We start from the raw sequence: 17,642 nt of genomic DNA, 5'->3' as shown, positions 1-17,642 counted from the left end.
GTTAATTAAATGTGCTCTTTTATGATATTAAGAACTTTATTGATGTCCTCAACCGTGTGTCCATAGTTAATAAAAAAACGTAAACGCGCTTTATTCTCAGGCACGGCTGGATGCAAGATAGGTTGCACATTGATTAAATTCTCCCTCAACTTTTGATAAATATAGATACATTTATTCTCGTCGCCGATCATAAGAGGGATAACTGGGGTATCTTTACTGAATCCTGTATCTAAGCCAAGCGCATTCGCTTTATTAACGAAATATTTTGATAATTCTTGTACTTCATGAACTCGGTATTTTTCCTTTTGTATCACTTTAATGGCGGTAAGCGCCGATGCGGCCGCAGCCGGCGGCATGCCCGTGGTATAAACAAAACCCGGCGTCGTATACCGTAGATAAGTTATAAAGGAGCGCTTGCCAGCGATATAACCACCACAACTTGCAAAGCTTTTACTAATTCCACCCATACAAATATCTATTTCAGACGGCATGACATCACAATGCTCACAAACACCCCGTCCACTTTCTCCCAAAACCCCAATGGAAAGACATTCATCTACCATCAACAACGCTTTATGCTTTTTCTTTATTTCGATAAATTTCTGCAAATCAGGAATATCGCCATCCATGCTATAAGCACCTTCGATAAAGAGCATGACTTTCCTGTAATGTTTCCTTTTCTTATCAAGAAGTTCATCAGCCATTTGCCAATTATTATGCGCAAACGGCAACATGTCCGCCTGAGACAATTTTCCGCCCTGGAGAAGGCTGTCATGGCTATATTCATCGTACAAAATGAGATCGCCACGCTGCATTAAATGGCCAATAACGGTTACGTTGCAAAAATTACTACTTACAAAAGTAATGGCGTCCTCATGACCGGTAAACTTCGCTATCTCTGCTTCCAAATCAACATGAACAGGGCGTTGACCCGCCACAATCCTTGCCGCAGAAGGGCTGGTGCCATATTGATTGATGGCTTCTATAGAGGCTGATTTAACCTCAGGATGTTGCGCCAGTCCAAGATAATTATGGTTAGAAAAATTGAGGTAGTTTTCCGCATTCATTACTGTATGAGAACCATTCACTCCTTCATGAGTGGTAAAGAAGGGGAGACTAACGCCTTTCATTGATTCGAGACGAGCCTCAATTTCTTTTACGCCTTTCAAATGTACAGGATTAAAGAACTCTTCGGGTATAGCATTAATATCTGCAAATGCCTGATGATCGCCTTCATTTTCTAGCTGACTCGTAATCTGCGTGCGCAACTCAGGCGATAGTTGGTTATATCCACTGATAAAATTATAAATGGCTTCCAATTCATTTAAAAAAGACCCCAGATATTCATGACGCTCGAAGATATCTGAAGGTAATTGGTGAGAGGTCAAATCTGAAAAATCGGCAAGCAAAGTGGCTTTCTGGAGTGAATCGATCCCGAGGTTATAGAGATGAACTTCTCCAGCCGTTATATCAGGCAACGCTTCTCCCGTTTCTCGAATTAACCAGTTGTCAAACCAGTTTATAACGAAGGATCTACTCGTATCCTGATGGTTGTTTTGCTGATCACGACTTGCAGACTGGGCATTCCATTCATCGATTACAGTTAATTTGCCAGAGAGAAACAATTCCTGCATGGCCTTGCGACGCACTTTACCACTTGATGTCTTGAGTATTCCACCCGGCCGGATAAGAATAATTTTACTAACAGAGACTTCATGGTTATTCGTAATATTCACTCTTATTTTCTTCATTATTTCTTTGACATCGATTTTCTTAATGTCGCTTCTTTTTACTTCTTGTATGACGATAACCCCTTTTTCATCCGCAAAAGCGACACATCCTCCTGAAATAAGCGCAGTGTCAGATATCTGTGACGTATTTTCTATATCTTGGGGATAATGATTTTTTCCTCTGATAATAATGACGTCTTTTATCCTGCCACTAATATATAGCTCTCCATCAAATAAAAATCCCAAATCGCCTGTTCGCAAATAAGGGCCTTTATTATCTGATGTATACTGATTGAACGCATCGCTGGTAGCATTCTCATTATTCCAGTAACCATAAGTTACGGAAGGCCCCTGCAACCAAATTTCGCCAACTTTACCTTCAGGTAATATGTCTGCCATATCAGTTTTGCAGATAATAATCTCTTGATTTTCGTATGGCTTGCCATGACTGACCAATGTAGTGTTGCCATTCACGCTGTTGGCTTTAATAGCGTTTCCTTCACTCAATGCTCGCGAATTAAAATTCTCTACTTTCATTCCGTAGTTATTAGTTACAGGCCCGGAAACATACAGGGTACTCTCTGCCAACCCATAACAGGGATAAAGAGCATCTTTGTTAAAACCGTAAGAGCTAAATCGTTCGGAAAAACGTTGCAGGATATCTGCTCTGATTGGCTCTGCTCCGCTAAATGCATTCTTCCAATTTGAAAGATCGATAGACTCCAAATCCTTATCACTTATTCTTTCAACACTTTGTTCATAGATAAAGTTAGGTCCGCCGGAAATGGTCGCTTTATATTTTGAAATGGCTTTTAACCACAGTGCGGGTTGCTGAATTACTGCGGTAGGCGGCATCAGTACAACCGGAACACCGCTATAGAAAGGCTGGAGTATACCGCCTAATAAGCCCATATCATGATAGGGCGGAAGCCAAATGACGCCACAGGCATCTTCTGAACATGAAAACCTATTTTTTATTGCCTCCAGATTATTGATTAAATTTTCATAACCAACCATGACGCCTTTAGGCTCACCGGTTGAACCTGAGGTATATTGGAGCAATGCCAGATTTGATCCGCCCCGGTAAGATGCATCCTCTTGGGCCTCTATTAATTCATTTGCCGATATGACCTTTACTTCATTAAAACCGCTTTCTTTTGCAAATACTTCTTTTATTTTCTCACTCTGTTTTGAGGTCGTGATAACTAATCGGGCGCCACTATCCATTATAATTTTCAGAATAATTATGTATATTGATCGCGGTTAAACCATGACCTTAAAATTGACGGTAAATAGCCAAAAATATATTTGTACTATAATTTATTTTAAAAAATTTTTGATCTTAATATTTTCTTTAGATTATTGATTACGATATATACTCTATGGATTTCAAGATGCATCGCGACGGCAAGGGAACTAATCCCCGGGAGCATAGATAACTATGTGACTGGGGTGAGTGAGCGCAGCCAACAAAGAGGCAACTTGAAAGATGACGGGTATATAATATATTTATTGAGTTACTGATTTATACAATGATTGAGATAATTAAAATCAAAATCCAATATGTTGATTTTGATTTGTAAGTATAATAGGAGAAGATGATTTCTGGTCATTATTTTAATAACGGTAATGTCTGTTTATTCTATTATGATTAATAATATAGTTACTATATTTTTCAATAACTACCTGCCTTAATTTCCTATTATTAGTGAGTTTCTAATTTTTGCAAAATAGTAGCTATACTTGAGAATAATAATGCCGCTCTATGTCATACGCTAAATATCTCTTAGACAACTTAAGTTAATATAGTGAGAAATGAATATGGATAATAACCGTAATAATATCGATGAAAAATTAAATATTAACCATCAAACCGAAAATTCACTGTCAGGATGGGCTCCTAATGCTTGGATGGGACGATTACATGATGATAATCGACTTTTGAGTCATATCACTATTCCGGGAACACATGAAAGTTGTGCCCACAGGAATATATCGGGAATGGTTCAATGCCAGGATTTATCAATATCAGACCAATTGCAACTAGGAATTCGCTATTTAGATATCCGATGTCATGCTGAGACGAATAATAGGGGATTTATCATTGATGGCTATGAGGGCAGGTGGATTTTCGACATCCATCACGGGATCATCAATGAATACATCATATTCGATAAGGTAATTAATGACTGTGAGAATTTTCTTAAAGCTAATCCATTAGAAACGATTTTGATGAGTATCAAACAAGAGCAATCAAAGGAACCGGACGAACTATTCAATGCTATTTTCAAGCGCTACAAGGACAAATACTCTCCGCTCTTTCATGACGACTGCCAAATTCCAAAGCTTGGTGATGTCAGAGGAAAAATTGTTATTATTTCAAGGAATAAAGGGTTGCCTGGGATAGCTTGGACATCAATGGACATTGAGGATCACTATGATAATCCTGGGAAGAAGGAGAAATATCACCTTGTCGTTAATCATCTCGAAAAAGCATTGAAAGATAGCGGGGATACTCTATATCTGACTAACACGAGTGCATACAGTGGCCCTGATTTCACTCTTGATTATGCTTTTTATATGAACAAAAGCCTTAAAAATTGGCTTATTCATACCTACCAACCTGCATATTCGGGCTACGATAAACCAACTCTCGGAATCGTAGCAATGGACTTTGTCGGCAGATGGAATAACGGCGATGTGGTTTCTCTACTCTATGAAGGTTGCAATTCCAACAAAATGCCAGATTGTTCAAGTTCCAACTAGGTCCACAGGGCTTTTGGCTGGCCGATCACTTTGAAGTATCAATCGGACTAAATATGGAAGTTACTAGCCGTTATTTTAATGCTGCCATTTCAGTACAGCCTTAAAAGTGCTGTAGATGACAAAGTGAGAGTAAAGCTGCAAATCCAATTTAAAAAAATCAACCGTTGTATTTTGCAGCTTCGCTCCCATTAGGCTAGATTGTGGTCACTGAGCCTGGTTGATGCAATCGCCTCAATTGTTCACACTGATTTCGGCCACCTGTTCCTTAAGCTTTTGGGAACGGCTCTGGAAATTCTTAATAGCGACCAGATACTGGTTGGTGCCAATGTAGAGATCGCCATTTCTATTGAAGTAAATGCCGCCATACTCATGACAATAGTTCGTACCTCTGCCAAGGGGAATTTGCCAAATCACTCGGCCGCTGAAAGAGTCAATCGCGCTGATATAGTACATTCCTCCTTTTGACGCTGAGATATCATCGGACCAGTTACAAGTATGCGCGAAGATGATACCGCTTCCGCGACAGAGCATGTTCATCGCGTAAAAATGAATGTCCGGCAGAGACCATCTCTTTTCATCGGGTTGTTCGGTATTCGCTGGGTCGATGCGGATCATTTCCATACCGGGACCATTCGGAACTAACTGCGAGAATGGCCACGTCGGATAGTGGCCGAAATTATTTTCGACCACAAAGGTATCGCCAACGCCGATCAACGAGGCTTCGTCGGCGCTCCTCATTGCCAAAAAGCACGGGGTCTCGGAGATGATACTTCCATCCGAGCGGTTACAAACTACCACATTCAGGCGTGGATCGGCATTGTCGGTGATTCCCACCAGTTCAGTCCCGTCCTCCATTTTGGTGAGTGTCGGCGTAGTTCCCGAACCGATATTCGTCTGACCCGGCTTCCGGTATCCGGCATTCTTGTAAGGCGTCTGCCAGCGAATGGTGATGTCATCCCCCTCCAGACCGAACGCCCAGAGATACCCTTCCGTACAAAGACCCTCGTTGTCGATACCGTTGGTGACGATGTAAGCCCCATTCTCATCAACAGAGAAGGTATTGTTGTTCCACTGTTTTTCCAGTTCCTTCGCGCCAATTAGCGTTGTGCTCCCATCGTTCGGATCGATTTGTACAACCGCTATCCATGCAGGAGAACTGAGTGTGCTATTCGGGTAGTTCTGGTAGTCGTACTCACCGGCAATCAGGCACCAATAGAGATTCGGACGATTCTCATCCCAAACAGGAAGAGATGAGTAGAGGGAGTTGCCCTCCGCGGAACCAGTGACCAATTCGATGATATCGGCGCTCTGCCAGTTCGGTGTGAGCTGATAAATCTCGCCCTCTATTGGCTGCACATCCGCTGTCGGATAGCTGACGATTTGGTTGTCCTGTACGACTATCGTGTTGTCGTTGTTATCCAGGTAAAAGTAGCCGCCGCCGAAGATGAAGATATCAGTGGAAAGCTTTCCCGCAGGCGTGGCCGAAATGATGTTGCAGTTTTCGTCGAACACCACTACCCAGAACTGGGATGTGTCGTATTCCAGCGAGACGCCCACCATTTGATTCTAGCTATTACAAACCATGTTCGGCGTGTATCCGAAAGGGTTGTACTGCTCGATAAGCAGAAGATTGTCGTTAACGGGACCGTTGAGCGACACGGACTCGGAACACCAGCTATCCTGGTGCGGGCTCCCGAAGTCGTTCGGAGCCATCCACGGGTGTTGCGGGATTTCAGCATCGGCAAAACGATTGGACGTACTCTGTGCAGCGGGAACACGGTGCAATTCTTCTTTTCGCATAGGGACTACATGATCAAATGGATTCATAGTTGGACCTGTATTTATATTAGATTGTGAATTTCCAATCCCGACATTCAGGATTGGAATGTTCAAGTTTTAGGTCAGACACTCAAATGATGTATAAAGACTAGAAGCCCATTATGGAATGTCAAGAATCGTCGGACAGTATTAGAAAAATATCTTTTCATTTCCTTGATAAAGTCATTAAACATATAATTAGTTTTTCATCATTTTTGATTAGATAAGTTTAGTTAGATATATTCGGCTTTTCTTTTTATTTCCAAAATAATTATCCAGCTTTATAATCTAATTAGTAAAGAGTAATTAGATTGCATATTGAAATAATGATATAAGGAAAAGAATTCAATACTGATGGACTAATGGGAATAACTTCTTCAATAAATAGAATTATCCCCGCCGGGTTTAGTACCATTTCACCTATAGACCAACATTTATCTTGGTAGATTCCTTTTTGAACAGGCCAAATATAGTGGGCTTTTCGCATTAAAGATTAATATGACCTGATACAAAAGTTTGGGGTTGCCCGAAACGTTCAATTAGCCAATTAATAAAGACACTAAATCTGGTGCTCTGGTGAGTATTCTGTCGGTAAACGACATAGAAAGGCAGAGGCGGCTGGTACCAGTCTTTCAGTATATGTACAAGCCTTCCAGAATCCAGATGCGGTTGCACAAAAGCCCTCAGGTGTTGGGAAATACCCAATCCAGCGAGCATAAGATTAATCACTCCATCACCTTCATTAGCCGAGAATTGGCTATCAACAATTTCTATAGTTTCCTCTTTTCTGGTGAAAGTGAGAGGAACGATTTTCCCAGTCGTGGAAGAGAAATAAGTAATTTTTTTATGTTGCTCTTTTACCTCCTGAGGCGTTTGCGGCACCTCATTGCTTTTTAAATATGCAGGGGAAGCACAGGTTACGTACTCCATATCAGTAATTTTACGGGCTACAAGTGACAAATCCTGAATTTTTCCGGCCCTGATTGCACAATCGACACCTTCACCAACAATATTGATGGTTTTATCGTTTATACCCAGAGCAATAGTAATATCCGGGTATTCCCGATGAAATTCCGGAAGCGCCGGAATAAGCAAGTTATGGGCAAAAGAAACCTGCACATCGACACGTAGATGTCCCTGTGGCTTATTTTTCTTAACCCTGACAGCATTGTCCGCAGCGTCAATGTCGGCAACAACTTTTACTGCATGACAATAGTATTCCTTTCCTTCAGCCGTGACCGTGACTGTACGAGTGGTTCTGTTAATGAGTTTTACGCCGAGGTGCTTTTCCAGATCCGTAATGAGTTTACTTACCGTTGAGCGGGGAAGTTCCAGTTGATCTGCCGCACGGCTGAACGAGGTAGCTTCAACAACGCGAATATAAGCACGTATCGCCAGTAACTGATTCATGTAACCACCTGATTAAGAAGTGAATGTTTTGATTGTGCATGAGGATGAATACAGATAACAGTATTGTCCCATTTTTCTTTCAAATCCAGACATTATTCTCTTAGCTCCCGTCTCTTGCAGAGATAAAAAAGCGGAGTCTATGCTCCGCTTCGGTTTATTTGTCTAACTCAAAATGCTGCTTTAACAGCGTTGGTAAGATGTCGGGGTAATATATCCGGTTGTAGTAACCAGCGACGGTTGCGCTCCAGTTTTCCCCTTCCTCCCGTGAAATAGATTGCCAATGCGCCGTAAGCTCGTCGTTATGTTTTTCGATCATCGTGTTGAGCTCCCCTTTAGCATATTTCTCATCATGGCTGAACGAGGCAAGGGGAAGACGAGGTTTAAGGTACGCGGGCTTATCCACGTAACCTATGGTCAGGCCATTAACAGGGAAGGTCATTTCCGGCAGCTCCAGCAGTTCAATAATCTGTGCCGGGTTTTTCCTGATACCACCAATAGGCACCACACCCAGTCCCTGAGAACGAGCCGCTATCATGGAAGAAGCCAGCGCAATCCCCACATCCTGGCTACCGGAAATAATGCCTTCGATGCTGGTATGAGCCAACTGTTTTTCTCTGACAAGTTCAAGGCCCCTGTGGGTCTTATACAGATCCAGAACAAATGTCAGGAAGACCGGCGCCTGTGCTATCCATTTCTGACCTCCGGAAAGTTCAGTGATTTTTTCTCTGGTCTTCTGGTCTCTGGTAACAATCACTGATACCTGTTGGGAATGAACTGAGGTAGGGGCGCGGTAAGCCGCTTTAATAATGTTATCGAGTACATCTTCCGGAATATTTTTATCAAGAAAACTACGATCGCTTCTGTGGTTAAGCAGGAGTTCAATGGTCTCGTTCATATCACAGCTCTCATTTTTTAACGGATAATGGGGAGATTAAAGGCAGGGACAGTATTAATGCTTATCCCCAGACTGCATCCCAAGGGGATAAATTAATCAAGCAGAGACTCAATTAATCTTTGCAGAGAAAAGATGATGCAAATTAATTGAGCTTGAGACCGTAACCGATCTGGATGGCCAATTCGGCATTGCATCTTCAAGTAATAAGCGGAAAACAGCTTTGTTACGTTCCACTCTGGAATCAGACATTTTATCCTCTCATTTTAAATATATGGTTATCCCATTTTGTGCATAATCAAACGTAGTTTTTTATAAAAATGGGATAACGGTTGGTGTTTAAGAGGATAAATGTGGTGGATACGGTTAACAATAGCCAAAAGGCGATAACACTATTCATGGTAATGGATAATCACCGAAAAGAAAGGTTCTGAAGAGGGAATCATATTCAGTAATGGAACTCATTGATTGGCCGGAGGCAGATGATAATATGTTGTTCATTGGTTGCGGGTCTTCCAGAGATATTATAGCCTTGGCGATGAGCAGCGATGACTAACTGATAAGACAGAGAAACGGATTGTGGCAAAGAAAGAAAAACGGCCTCACCATGACGCATTATTCAAACATTTTTTAACGCAGCCTGAAACGGCCAGGGAGTTTTTATCCCTTTATCTGCCCGAAGAGATCCAGTCGTTGTGTGATTTAGCCACATTGAAACTGGAACCCGGCAGTTTTGTGGACCGGCATTTGCGTCAACTGCACAGTGATGTGCTGTATTCGGTTGAAACAACCCAGGGACAAGGTTATATCTACTGTCTGATTGAACATCAGTCCACCCCTGACCCGTTGATGGCCTGGCGGTTGATGTATTACGCCATGTCAGCGATGGCGGCTCACCTGAAAAAAGGCCATACTGAACTCCCTTTGGTGGCGCCTCTGCTGTTTTATCATGGCGAGGTTCGACCTTATCCTTACTCAAACCGGTGGCTGGATTGTTTTGCGCTCCCTGAACAGGCTGCTCGCTTATACCGTCAGGCGTTTCCGTTGGTGGACGTCAGTGTGCTCAGCGATGAAGAAATCCTGACACATAAAGGGGTTGCGCTGATGGAGCTGGTGCAAAAACATATTCGTTGTAGGGATATGCTGGAATGGGTCCCCCAATTGGTGGAACTCTTGAATGCAGGGTATAATACAGTTGAGCAACGCAATATTGCGTTAAGCTATATTTTACTGAATGGACATACGCTGGATCTCTCCCAATTTGTCCATCAACTGATTGAACAGTCTCCGGAGCATGAAACAATGTTGATGACTATTGCAGAACAGCTTGAACAAAAAGGGCGCGAGCAAGGCCGAACAGAAGGTAGAGAAGAAGGTAGAGAGGAAGGTAAACTGGAAACGGCTCGCGCATTATTACGACATGGTGTCAGTCTGGACATTATTGTCACCAGTACCGGACTGAGCCGGGATAAAATTGAAATGTTAAAGCATTAAATTAATCTCCTCTTTCGCTGCAAAATGCCGATATTCAAGATCGGCATTTTTGTTATTAAACTCAGGTGGTCAGTAATTCAATATTATGTTTCAGATCCATTTTTCTCCTTAGCTAATTTATCAGCCATTTATTTAGCAAACTAATTATCTCTATCGGCATTTTTTAGTGCCTGACAATAATAGCCAATCCGTATGTCTGTTATAAATGTATACGATTGAAGGGTTGTAAAAGAGGTTGATATCGTACTATTTATATGAGACAACTTTATCCGAGATCCAGCCGCAGTGACGAAATTCATTTTCACTATCCGGTCAGCGATCCTCATACGGACATGATTTACATGGGATCAGGATGATGACTCGTCATACAGACCAAACTACCAATAAAACACAACGGCTTCTCGCCGAATATCCGGACGCCACTCTATGAAACGCCTGCGTCCATTCCAGCTAACATTCGATACTGATAGAAAGCCAGTCGGTCTACATTTTATTTTTAGAAGGATGAAAGTGAATGTCTTATATTCAATCGCATTTGCAGGGAGGGTGTTGGTTTACCCTCGGAGACAGTATAACTGAAAGAGGGTGGTATCAACCAATAGTGACTAAAAGTTTAGGTCTAAAAGAATGGAAAAACTACGGAATAGGGGGAACATGCATAGCCCAAAAAGATAAAAATGACAATTCAGCCATTTGTTTAAGATATGAAAAAATGGGAAGCAATCCAGATGTTATTACAATATGGGGAGGGGTAAATGATTTTGGATTTGATTTCGGCTCCTATGGAGGGGTGGAAATAGGTGATTATAAAGACAAAACCTCTCTGACATTTATTGGGGGGATGAAGTTATTAATGACTGGAATTACCAAAAAATACCCATTAGCGAGAATAGGGTTTATTATAACAACGCCAATATCAGTACAAAGAGGTATGAATAGTAAAAACGCCAAAGGGTACTACTTGTCTGACTATTGCAACGTTTGTCGGGAAATTTGCGAAAAACACTCCATCCCATATCTGGATTTGTTAAAACAATCTGGATTCAATGAAGGAAATATCGATATTATGACCAGCAATAGCTTGGGCACAGTGTCCGATGGTTTGCATCCATCAAAAATAGGTATGGCCAGGCTTGCCCCAAAAATTTCAAACTTCATTTTATCCATTTAAGAGACAAATAATGAGAATATTAACCATAGATTTATTAAAGATCGTTTCTATATTTTTCGTTGTAATTTCTCACGTTACTTTATTTTTCTTGTTGCGCGATGATAATGACGTGGTTTTGTATTTTTTTAGGCAGATCGGTCAGTTGGGAGTCTCGTTGTTTTTTATGTGCAGTGGTTATTTCTTACTAAATAACAAACATGAAAAGCAGGTGGATTACATCATTAATAAAGCCAAAGGGATATTAACCGTATTGTTGTTTTGGCTTATCTTTTATTATCTGTATGACACATGTTTTATCAGTAAATTTACAACAGTACCTACTGTTGATTTTTTAAATTATATTAATGTTAGTAGAACCACATCTGACGCCACCCATTTATGGTTTATATTTGCAATTGTCTCTCTATATATATTAACACCACTAATGCGTAATACATTTAATGAAACAAATGCAAAGGGGATTATGAAAATACTTGTCATAATGCTTATTATTTCTAATCTTACATTACTGAATGCACTAACAGATTACCAATTCTCTTTTTCCCTAATCCCATTCAATATTTTGCTTCCGTTCCAAGTTGAGGGTTTGATTAGTTTCTTGATAGGCGGATATTTAGGGCTAACTAAACCTCAAATAAAGGCTTTTTCCTGTAAACATATAATGCTTCTAGTATTTTCTATTATATCATTGATATCTTTATCAATTATTTCATCCAGAACGGGGATGATCTTCTTTTATGGGAAGTTTTATAATATATTCCTTCAGGTTTCTTCGGTTTGCCTGTTTTTATTCTTGGTTAATTTGAATATCAACGAAATACCATCATTAATGAATGACATTAGCAAGAATATACTAGGTATATATCTCGTTCACAATATTTTTGTTATTGAAATACATAACGAATTTGTCCATAATTTATTTTTAGAAAAATTTAATTACATAAATATATATGTTTACATAATAGCCTATTCTTTGCTGGCTTTTATCCTGTCATATATATTATGTGTTTTGTTACGGAAATCAAAAATAACATCAAAAATTATAACCATCTAACGTTATTGACAGGGAGAGTCGGTTTCTTACAGTAATATCTTCTTGGCAGTAAAGTGTATTGGCTAAATGGAAGGCGTTTTACAATTATCACAGACCACACAGTGGCTTGAAAGGTAAAACGCCTTATGGGCTAAATGTGGATAATTATTATTTTCAAATGGAAATATTATCAAAATAAGATTTATTTTTCCTATAGAAAAACAAACTCATTGCAAGCCCAATACAAATAGAAAGAACATGACCTGGCTTAGGGTAGTGAGCATAAATAAAATCTAAAGCCATTGCCGGCAGCATGGAAAAAACAACAGCAAACTTTAATATACTAGAGGTATGCTCTTTGACAAAAATCAACAGCAATGCAAAGGAAGATACGCCAAAAACAGCTTGTGATGCTCCTGTGCCAATATTCCAAGGATAACTAACAAAGTTAGTGCTATAAAGAGTTCCCAAAGCACCAGAAGTAAACCATAAAACTAAGAAAAATTTAGATCCAAGATGTTTTTCTAATAAAATTCCTAGAATGGAAAGTGATAACACATTGTAGACCATATGCAGTTGTTTAACATGTATGAACTGAGAAACCAGAAGTCGCCAATATTCAAATTCATATAATCTATTTGGTGTTAATCCTCCATATCTCTCTAAATCTATAATACTTATTTTGCCGATAAAATTACCTGTTAATGAATATGAAACAAATGTGGAGTAAACAATTGTCACACATACTATAAATATTGTTGTTATAGGCGCTTTTTTAATTTGGAACATTCAATACTTCCTTCATAATCGTGATATGACATCATAAATTATATCAGGTAAATCTTTAAGTGTAATATCTACATCCAGTACTGCACTGATTTCGCTACGCCGTTGCTCAATAACGGCGATTACATCAGTAGTCTGGCCGAGGTTCTGGTATTAACATCGACCTCTTATCATTTCCACTACTGTAAATAAAGCCCCGTGTAAACGAGGCTATTTCTGATATACAAGGTTATGTAAGTTTCTTCAATATACCACGGTGTAATATCTCAACTCCTACGGCGTGATATAACTAACTTATCCTTAGGACGATCCGCCCAGTCGGAAGGCTTATTATTGAAGTTATCCGCCAGCAGATAAGACGGAGTTTTAGCTAGCCAATCAGAGAGTGAAATATCTTCGTAAATACCATTATCCAGTACAACCAGCACTGTAAGATCATCATCGCCAATATTTTCGATATAGTGACCAAATCCTTGTGGCACATAACCAACATCAGTTGGCCCATATTTTGCGGTTTGTGCGTGTCCGTGGGAACTAAACACGGTCATACGTCCTTTGCCTGAAATGTAATATTGCCACTCGTTGGCATTCGGGTGCCAATGTAGTTCACGTATTGCACCAGGTTTGACTGTTTCTATGAGACCGGTGATTGTTGTAGAAATAGGAAATTCTTTCGATGATGCCCGATAAATACTCCCCGCATCGTTCTCAAAGAAGGGTTTGTTCTTCAATAGTTCATAACGGTGGGTGAGTGGAGCATCGTTCAATCCTCCATCGTCAGCGGGCAAGGGAAGTTTTGGCGGGATAGGGCCACCGACGATGTAAGCTTCACCCTGTTTAATGTTAGAAAAAACAGATGCCGGCATGTTGACGCTTTTCTCAAGCACCTCTTTCGGCATATGCGTTATCCAATCAGTGATGCTGAAAGTGCCAAATTCTGAGAAGTGCCCGTTATCAAAAGCCAGAATAAAATGCGCGCCATCTGCAAGCGCCTGAATAGAATGACCATGACCTTTAGGAAAATACCATATATCGCCGGGACCAAAATCGGCTACTTCACTTTTGCCTTCCGGGTCGATAATGGTAATACGCGCATGACCTTCAAGCATATATGCCCATTCAGCGGCAATAGCATGCCAATGAAGTTCACGGACACCACCCGGTTTAAGTAACATATCAACACCAGCAACACCTTCAGATATCGGAAATTGTTCTACTGTAGCTTCCCGTGCCCATCCATTTTCCAATATCCGTTTTTTGCTATCGGTGAATTTATATTTATACAAACTTTTGGCATTTGTTGGCGGTTTATTATTACCAGCAGTGACTGTATTATGTTGTTCATCAGCAGCGGCAGCTTTAATCATACCGCCCATGCTAGCAGCCGCCGCGCCAATTGCGGATGCCTTCAAGATATCACGACGAGAGAACATATTTGTTGCCTCCAGGTAAAATGGGTACCAGCAGGAATAGTTGCAAGCTGATATCTATTTGTTAGTTTTTTAAGCTACTGGTTGTCACGGAAGGAAAAATTAGAGGTGACCTGTTAAGCATAGTAGAAAATTAGTCGTCTAGGGAAAACCAGAGACAGCTCTGGTTTTCCCGGAAGTGTTATTACTTCTTTACTCTTTTTTGCCAAAATAAGGGCGAACGTATTTCATAATGCAGTCAAGTTTTTCACAAGTTTCCTGCCATTCTCTTTCTGGTTTTGAATCTCTTACCAAGCCTGCACCCGCCTGAAGCCAACTGCGCCCTTGATGCTGATAGAGAGAACGTAATACCAGCGCTGCATCCAGTTTACCTGAGCTATCCAATAACATGACACAGCCACTATAAAGCCGGCGTGGTTCGCTTTCATAACGTGAAATTGCTTGTAAAGAAGGTTTTTTTGGTATCCCAGAAGCGGTTACTGCCGGGAATAGGGCGATAAACGCATCCCAACGATTTTTGTCTGTTTGCAGTAATCCTTTGACCCGTGATGCCAAATGTTGTACTGAACCCCGTTCACGAATCGCCATAAATTCTGACACACAAAGTGTTTCAGCCTGACAAATCGGCGCCAGTTCCTCTAATGCCAATTTGGCCGAAACGGCATGTTCAGAAATCTCTTTCGGGTCAGAAAGCAAATCTGCTCTCAATCGTTGGTCCTGATCTTTGTCATGTGTCAATGCTCTAGTTCCAGCCAATGGTTGCGTGCTGACCCAACCTGAGCCATCTGCTTCAACCACGGTTTCTGGACTGAAACCATAAACAGAGAAGTCTTCATCCCGTAAGAAGAAGGAGCGGGCAGGTGTATTAGCCTGACGACCTAACCAGTAACTGTGTGGCATATCAATGTCTGAGCCAAGTTCAACCCGACGTGACAGGATCACTTTCTGGTAGTGGCCCGCAGCAATATCCTTAACCGCATTGGCGACGTTATCCTGATAATGTTTCGCCGCGTCTGGCTTATTAATGATTGCCATATCTTCTGTACATGAGAAAACGGGTGTGCCTAATTGATCAGCCTGGCTAATTTTCTCACTTAGTATGGCGAGTTGACCTTCTTCAAGTGTTCGTATCAGAACCTGTCCTTGAGTTATGCGTAATTCATGTTGTGGAATAGTGATTTTTATTAACGCTTCGTTTTGTTGTGCTAATGGCAACCCATAGGTCATATGAGAGAACTCAAATAAAGTTCTTCCATAGGCCCGCCAATCCTGAATGGGGAGGGCGCTTAGCGCCTGTTCCAGTTTTTGGCTCAATGTGCTGATATCGTATGGATGACGATTACCCTGTGAATCAATCAATTGCCCCGATGCGTCCGCACTGATAGTCGCCGCACAGCCTATCCCCAATGACCATTCACCTTTTACTTCATAAAGCATATAAGGTCGTGCATTGTCATCCGAAAGCAAATGCGTAACCAAATCTAACGGAGTGCTGGCAATTGAGACGGTTTGTTCATGATATTGCTGCATTGAACAGCCATGTTCTGCTTGTGCCATCTGTACCAAACGGCGTTTATCAATTTTTCCCACCGTAGTTAACGGCCAATATGGGACAAACAACCATTGGTCAGGAATTTTATGACGCTGAACCCCTTTCTGCTGTAGAAATTCCTCTATCTGCACCGGTTCTGGTTGATTGCCATTGTTAGGTAAACAGGCGCAGGTTCGTTCACCCAACAGTTCATCAGGCACAGAAATGACAACGGCATCATCAATGTCAGGATGTTGCAGCAACAAGGTTTCAACTTCTTGGGTCGAAATTTTCTCGCCGCTGCGATTAATCTGCTCTTTAATTCGGCCCTCAACGATCAGGTTGCCGTCTGAGGTCATACGCACCAGATCGCCAGTACGATAGAATCCATCGGTGGTGAAAGCCACGGTATTATGCTGTTCTGCACGGTAATATCCCGTAATGGTGTAGGGGCCACGTGTAATCAGTTCTCCTACCTCACCGGGTGCTACAGGTTGCAAATTGGCATCAACAATTTTGATCTCATCTTCTTCTGATAACGGACGTCCTTGAGTATTAATAATGACCTCATGAGGATCATCCAATCGGGTATAACAGAGTAATCCTTCCGCTGTACCAAACACCTGCTGCAAAGGTCCAAGGCGTGCTATTACCTGTTCCGCCAGTTCTGGCGTTAACCTGCCGCCACCGACCTGCAAACAGCGCAGGGAGGAAAGATCGCTTTGTTCCCAATCGCGAGCCTGTTCCCAGAGCCGTGCCAGAGCCGGCACTAATGCCAGATGGGTTACCTTATATTGTTCGATCAATGGCATGGCTTCATCACAACTGGCGGTATCACTCAGAAGAACACTGCCGCCTTGAGAAAGGGTACCCAAAATACCGGGGCTGCCTAATGTGAAGTTATGTGCAACAGGCAGCACAGCTAAATAAACACTTTCCGTGGTTACTGCACACAGGCGCGCAGAGAGCACAAAATCATAAGTATAAGCATCGTGAGTACGGGGAATTAATTTCGGCGTCCCTGTCGTTCCCCCTGAAAGCAATAAAACAGCAATATCACCATAGCTTGGACCGGGAATATTTGCCGGTTCATCATCAATGGAGGCCAATGCGGTAAATTCCTCCGCCACTCCATCAACAATAATGTGTTTCAAATCGGGACAAGATGCCGCAATTTCTCGTGCCATTTCCCGATAGTCAAAATCATGGATGCAATCAGGAATAATGTAAGCGACCGGGCGTGCAATTTGGCAAAGGGCATGAACGTCATGTGTCCGCTGTGTCGGCATTAATAACACCGGATGAGCGCCGAGCCTAAACAGGGCAAAACAGGTAACGACAAAGGAGATGCGATTAGGCAGTTGTACCATAACGTTATCCCCGCGACGGACCCCACGACGAAATAATCCGCTGGCCAATCTCTCTGCGGATTGGTGCAATTCACGGTAAGTTAGTTGTTGTTCTTGATAGATCAGCGCTGTTTTATCGCCCCAAATACCAGACCACCCGGCAAGTTGTTGGTCCAACGTTTTGCCATTCCAAAGATAGTCTGGCGTCATAGTAAGTGTTTTCCCTGGAATA

Annotated in this window: 12 protein-coding genes; 5 read left to right on the top strand and 7 right to left on the bottom strand. The window is 41.6% G+C overall.

Annotation, left to right across the window (positions count from 1 at the left end; genetic code table 11):
* Nucleotides 1-5: 5 nt before the first annotated feature.
* Complete coding sequence (locus OO184_RS08910; protein ID WP_265378865.1) at nucleotides 6-2,957, bottom strand: aminotransferase class I/II-fold pyridoxal phosphate-dependent enzyme; 2,952 nt, start codon at nucleotides 2,955-2,957, stop codon at nucleotides 6-8.
* 594 nt (nucleotides 2,958-3,551) lie between these two features.
* Between OO184_RS08910 and OO184_RS08905 the strand changes: the two genes are divergently transcribed.
* Nucleotides 3,552-4,496 (top strand): phosphatidylinositol-specific phospholipase C, encoded by a 945-nt coding sequence (locus tag OO184_RS08905; protein WP_265378864.1) that lies wholly within the window; start codon nucleotides 3,552-3,554, stop codon nucleotides 4,494-4,496.
* A gap of 231 nt (nucleotides 4,497-4,727) precedes the next feature.
* On the opposite strand, the gene OO184_RS08900 is transcribed toward OO184_RS08905, so the two are convergent.
* The 3 genes from OO184_RS08900 to OO184_RS08890 form a co-directional block, all read right to left on the bottom strand.
* Nucleotides 4,728-6,056 carry a hypothetical protein gene (locus OO184_RS08900; RefSeq protein WP_265378863.1) on the bottom strand — a complete coding sequence of 443 codons (1,329 nt, stop codon included), beginning with the start codon at nucleotides 6,054-6,056 and terminating at the stop codon, nucleotides 4,728-4,730.
* 744 nt (nucleotides 6,057-6,800) lie between these two features.
* Entirely contained in the window at nucleotides 6,801-7,724 is a 924-nt protein-coding gene (locus OO184_RS08895) for a LysR family transcriptional regulator (RefSeq protein ID WP_265378862.1), read from the bottom strand.
* A gap of 154 nt (nucleotides 7,725-7,878) precedes the next feature.
* Nucleotides 7,879-8,619 carry an NADPH-dependent oxidoreductase gene (locus OO184_RS08890; RefSeq protein WP_265378861.1) on the bottom strand — a complete coding sequence of 247 codons (741 nt, stop codon included), beginning with the start codon at nucleotides 8,617-8,619 and terminating at the stop codon, nucleotides 7,879-7,881.
* A 576-nt stretch (nucleotides 8,620-9,195) separates the two neighbouring features.
* On the opposite strand from OO184_RS08890, the gene OO184_RS08885 reads away from it, so the two are divergent.
* The 4 genes from OO184_RS08885 to OO184_RS25185 all read left to right on the top strand — a co-directional run bounded on the left by OO184_RS08885 (nucleotide 9,196) and on the right by OO184_RS25185 (nucleotide 12,513).
* Nucleotides 9,196-10,110, top strand: a complete 915-nt coding sequence (locus OO184_RS08885; RefSeq protein WP_265378860.1) for an Rpn family recombination-promoting nuclease/putative transposase — start codon at nucleotides 9,196-9,198, stop codon at nucleotides 10,108-10,110.
* Nucleotides 10,111-10,624: 514 nt separating this feature from the next.
* Nucleotides 10,625-11,281 (top strand): SGNH/GDSL hydrolase family protein, encoded by a 657-nt coding sequence (locus OO184_RS08880; RefSeq protein ID WP_265378859.1) that lies wholly within the window; start codon nucleotides 10,625-10,627, stop codon nucleotides 11,279-11,281.
* A 10-nt stretch (nucleotides 11,282-11,291) separates the two neighbouring features.
* Complete coding sequence (locus OO184_RS08875) at nucleotides 11,292-12,335, top strand: acyltransferase (protein ID WP_265378858.1); 1,044 nt, start codon at nucleotides 11,292-11,294, stop codon at nucleotides 12,333-12,335.
* Between the two features lie 58 nt (nucleotides 12,336-12,393).
* Complete coding sequence (locus OO184_RS25185; protein WP_376712546.1) at nucleotides 12,394-12,513, top strand: hypothetical protein; 120 nt, start codon at nucleotides 12,394-12,396, stop codon at nucleotides 12,511-12,513.
* Here OO184_RS25185 and OO184_RS08870 read toward each other — a convergent pair.
* From OO184_RS08870 to OO184_RS08860, 3 genes are all read right to left on the bottom strand, one after another.
* Nucleotides 12,489-13,103, bottom strand: coding sequence for a rhomboid family intramembrane serine protease (locus tag OO184_RS08870; RefSeq protein ID WP_265378857.1), 615 nt, complete (start codon nucleotides 13,101-13,103; stop codon nucleotides 12,489-12,491). The two genes, OO184_RS25185 and OO184_RS08870, sit on opposite strands and share 25 nt — an antisense overlap.
* Nucleotides 13,104-13,366: 263 nt before the next feature.
* Complete coding sequence (locus tag OO184_RS08865) at nucleotides 13,367-14,533, bottom strand: cupin domain-containing protein (RefSeq protein ID WP_265378856.1); 1,167 nt, start codon at nucleotides 14,531-14,533, stop codon at nucleotides 13,367-13,369.
* A gap of 189 nt (nucleotides 14,534-14,722) precedes the next feature.
* Entirely contained in the window at nucleotides 14,723-17,620 is a 2,898-nt protein-coding gene (locus OO184_RS08860; RefSeq protein WP_376712548.1) for a salicylate synthase, read from the bottom strand.
* Nucleotides 17,621-17,642: the final 22 nt, after the last annotated feature.

It is taken from the genome of Photorhabdus aballayi (assembly GCF_026153155.1).
Taxonomy (GTDB): domain Bacteria; phylum Pseudomonadota; class Gammaproteobacteria; order Enterobacterales; family Enterobacteriaceae; genus Photorhabdus; species Photorhabdus luminescens.
This window is presented reverse-complemented; position numbering and strand designations above follow the sequence as displayed.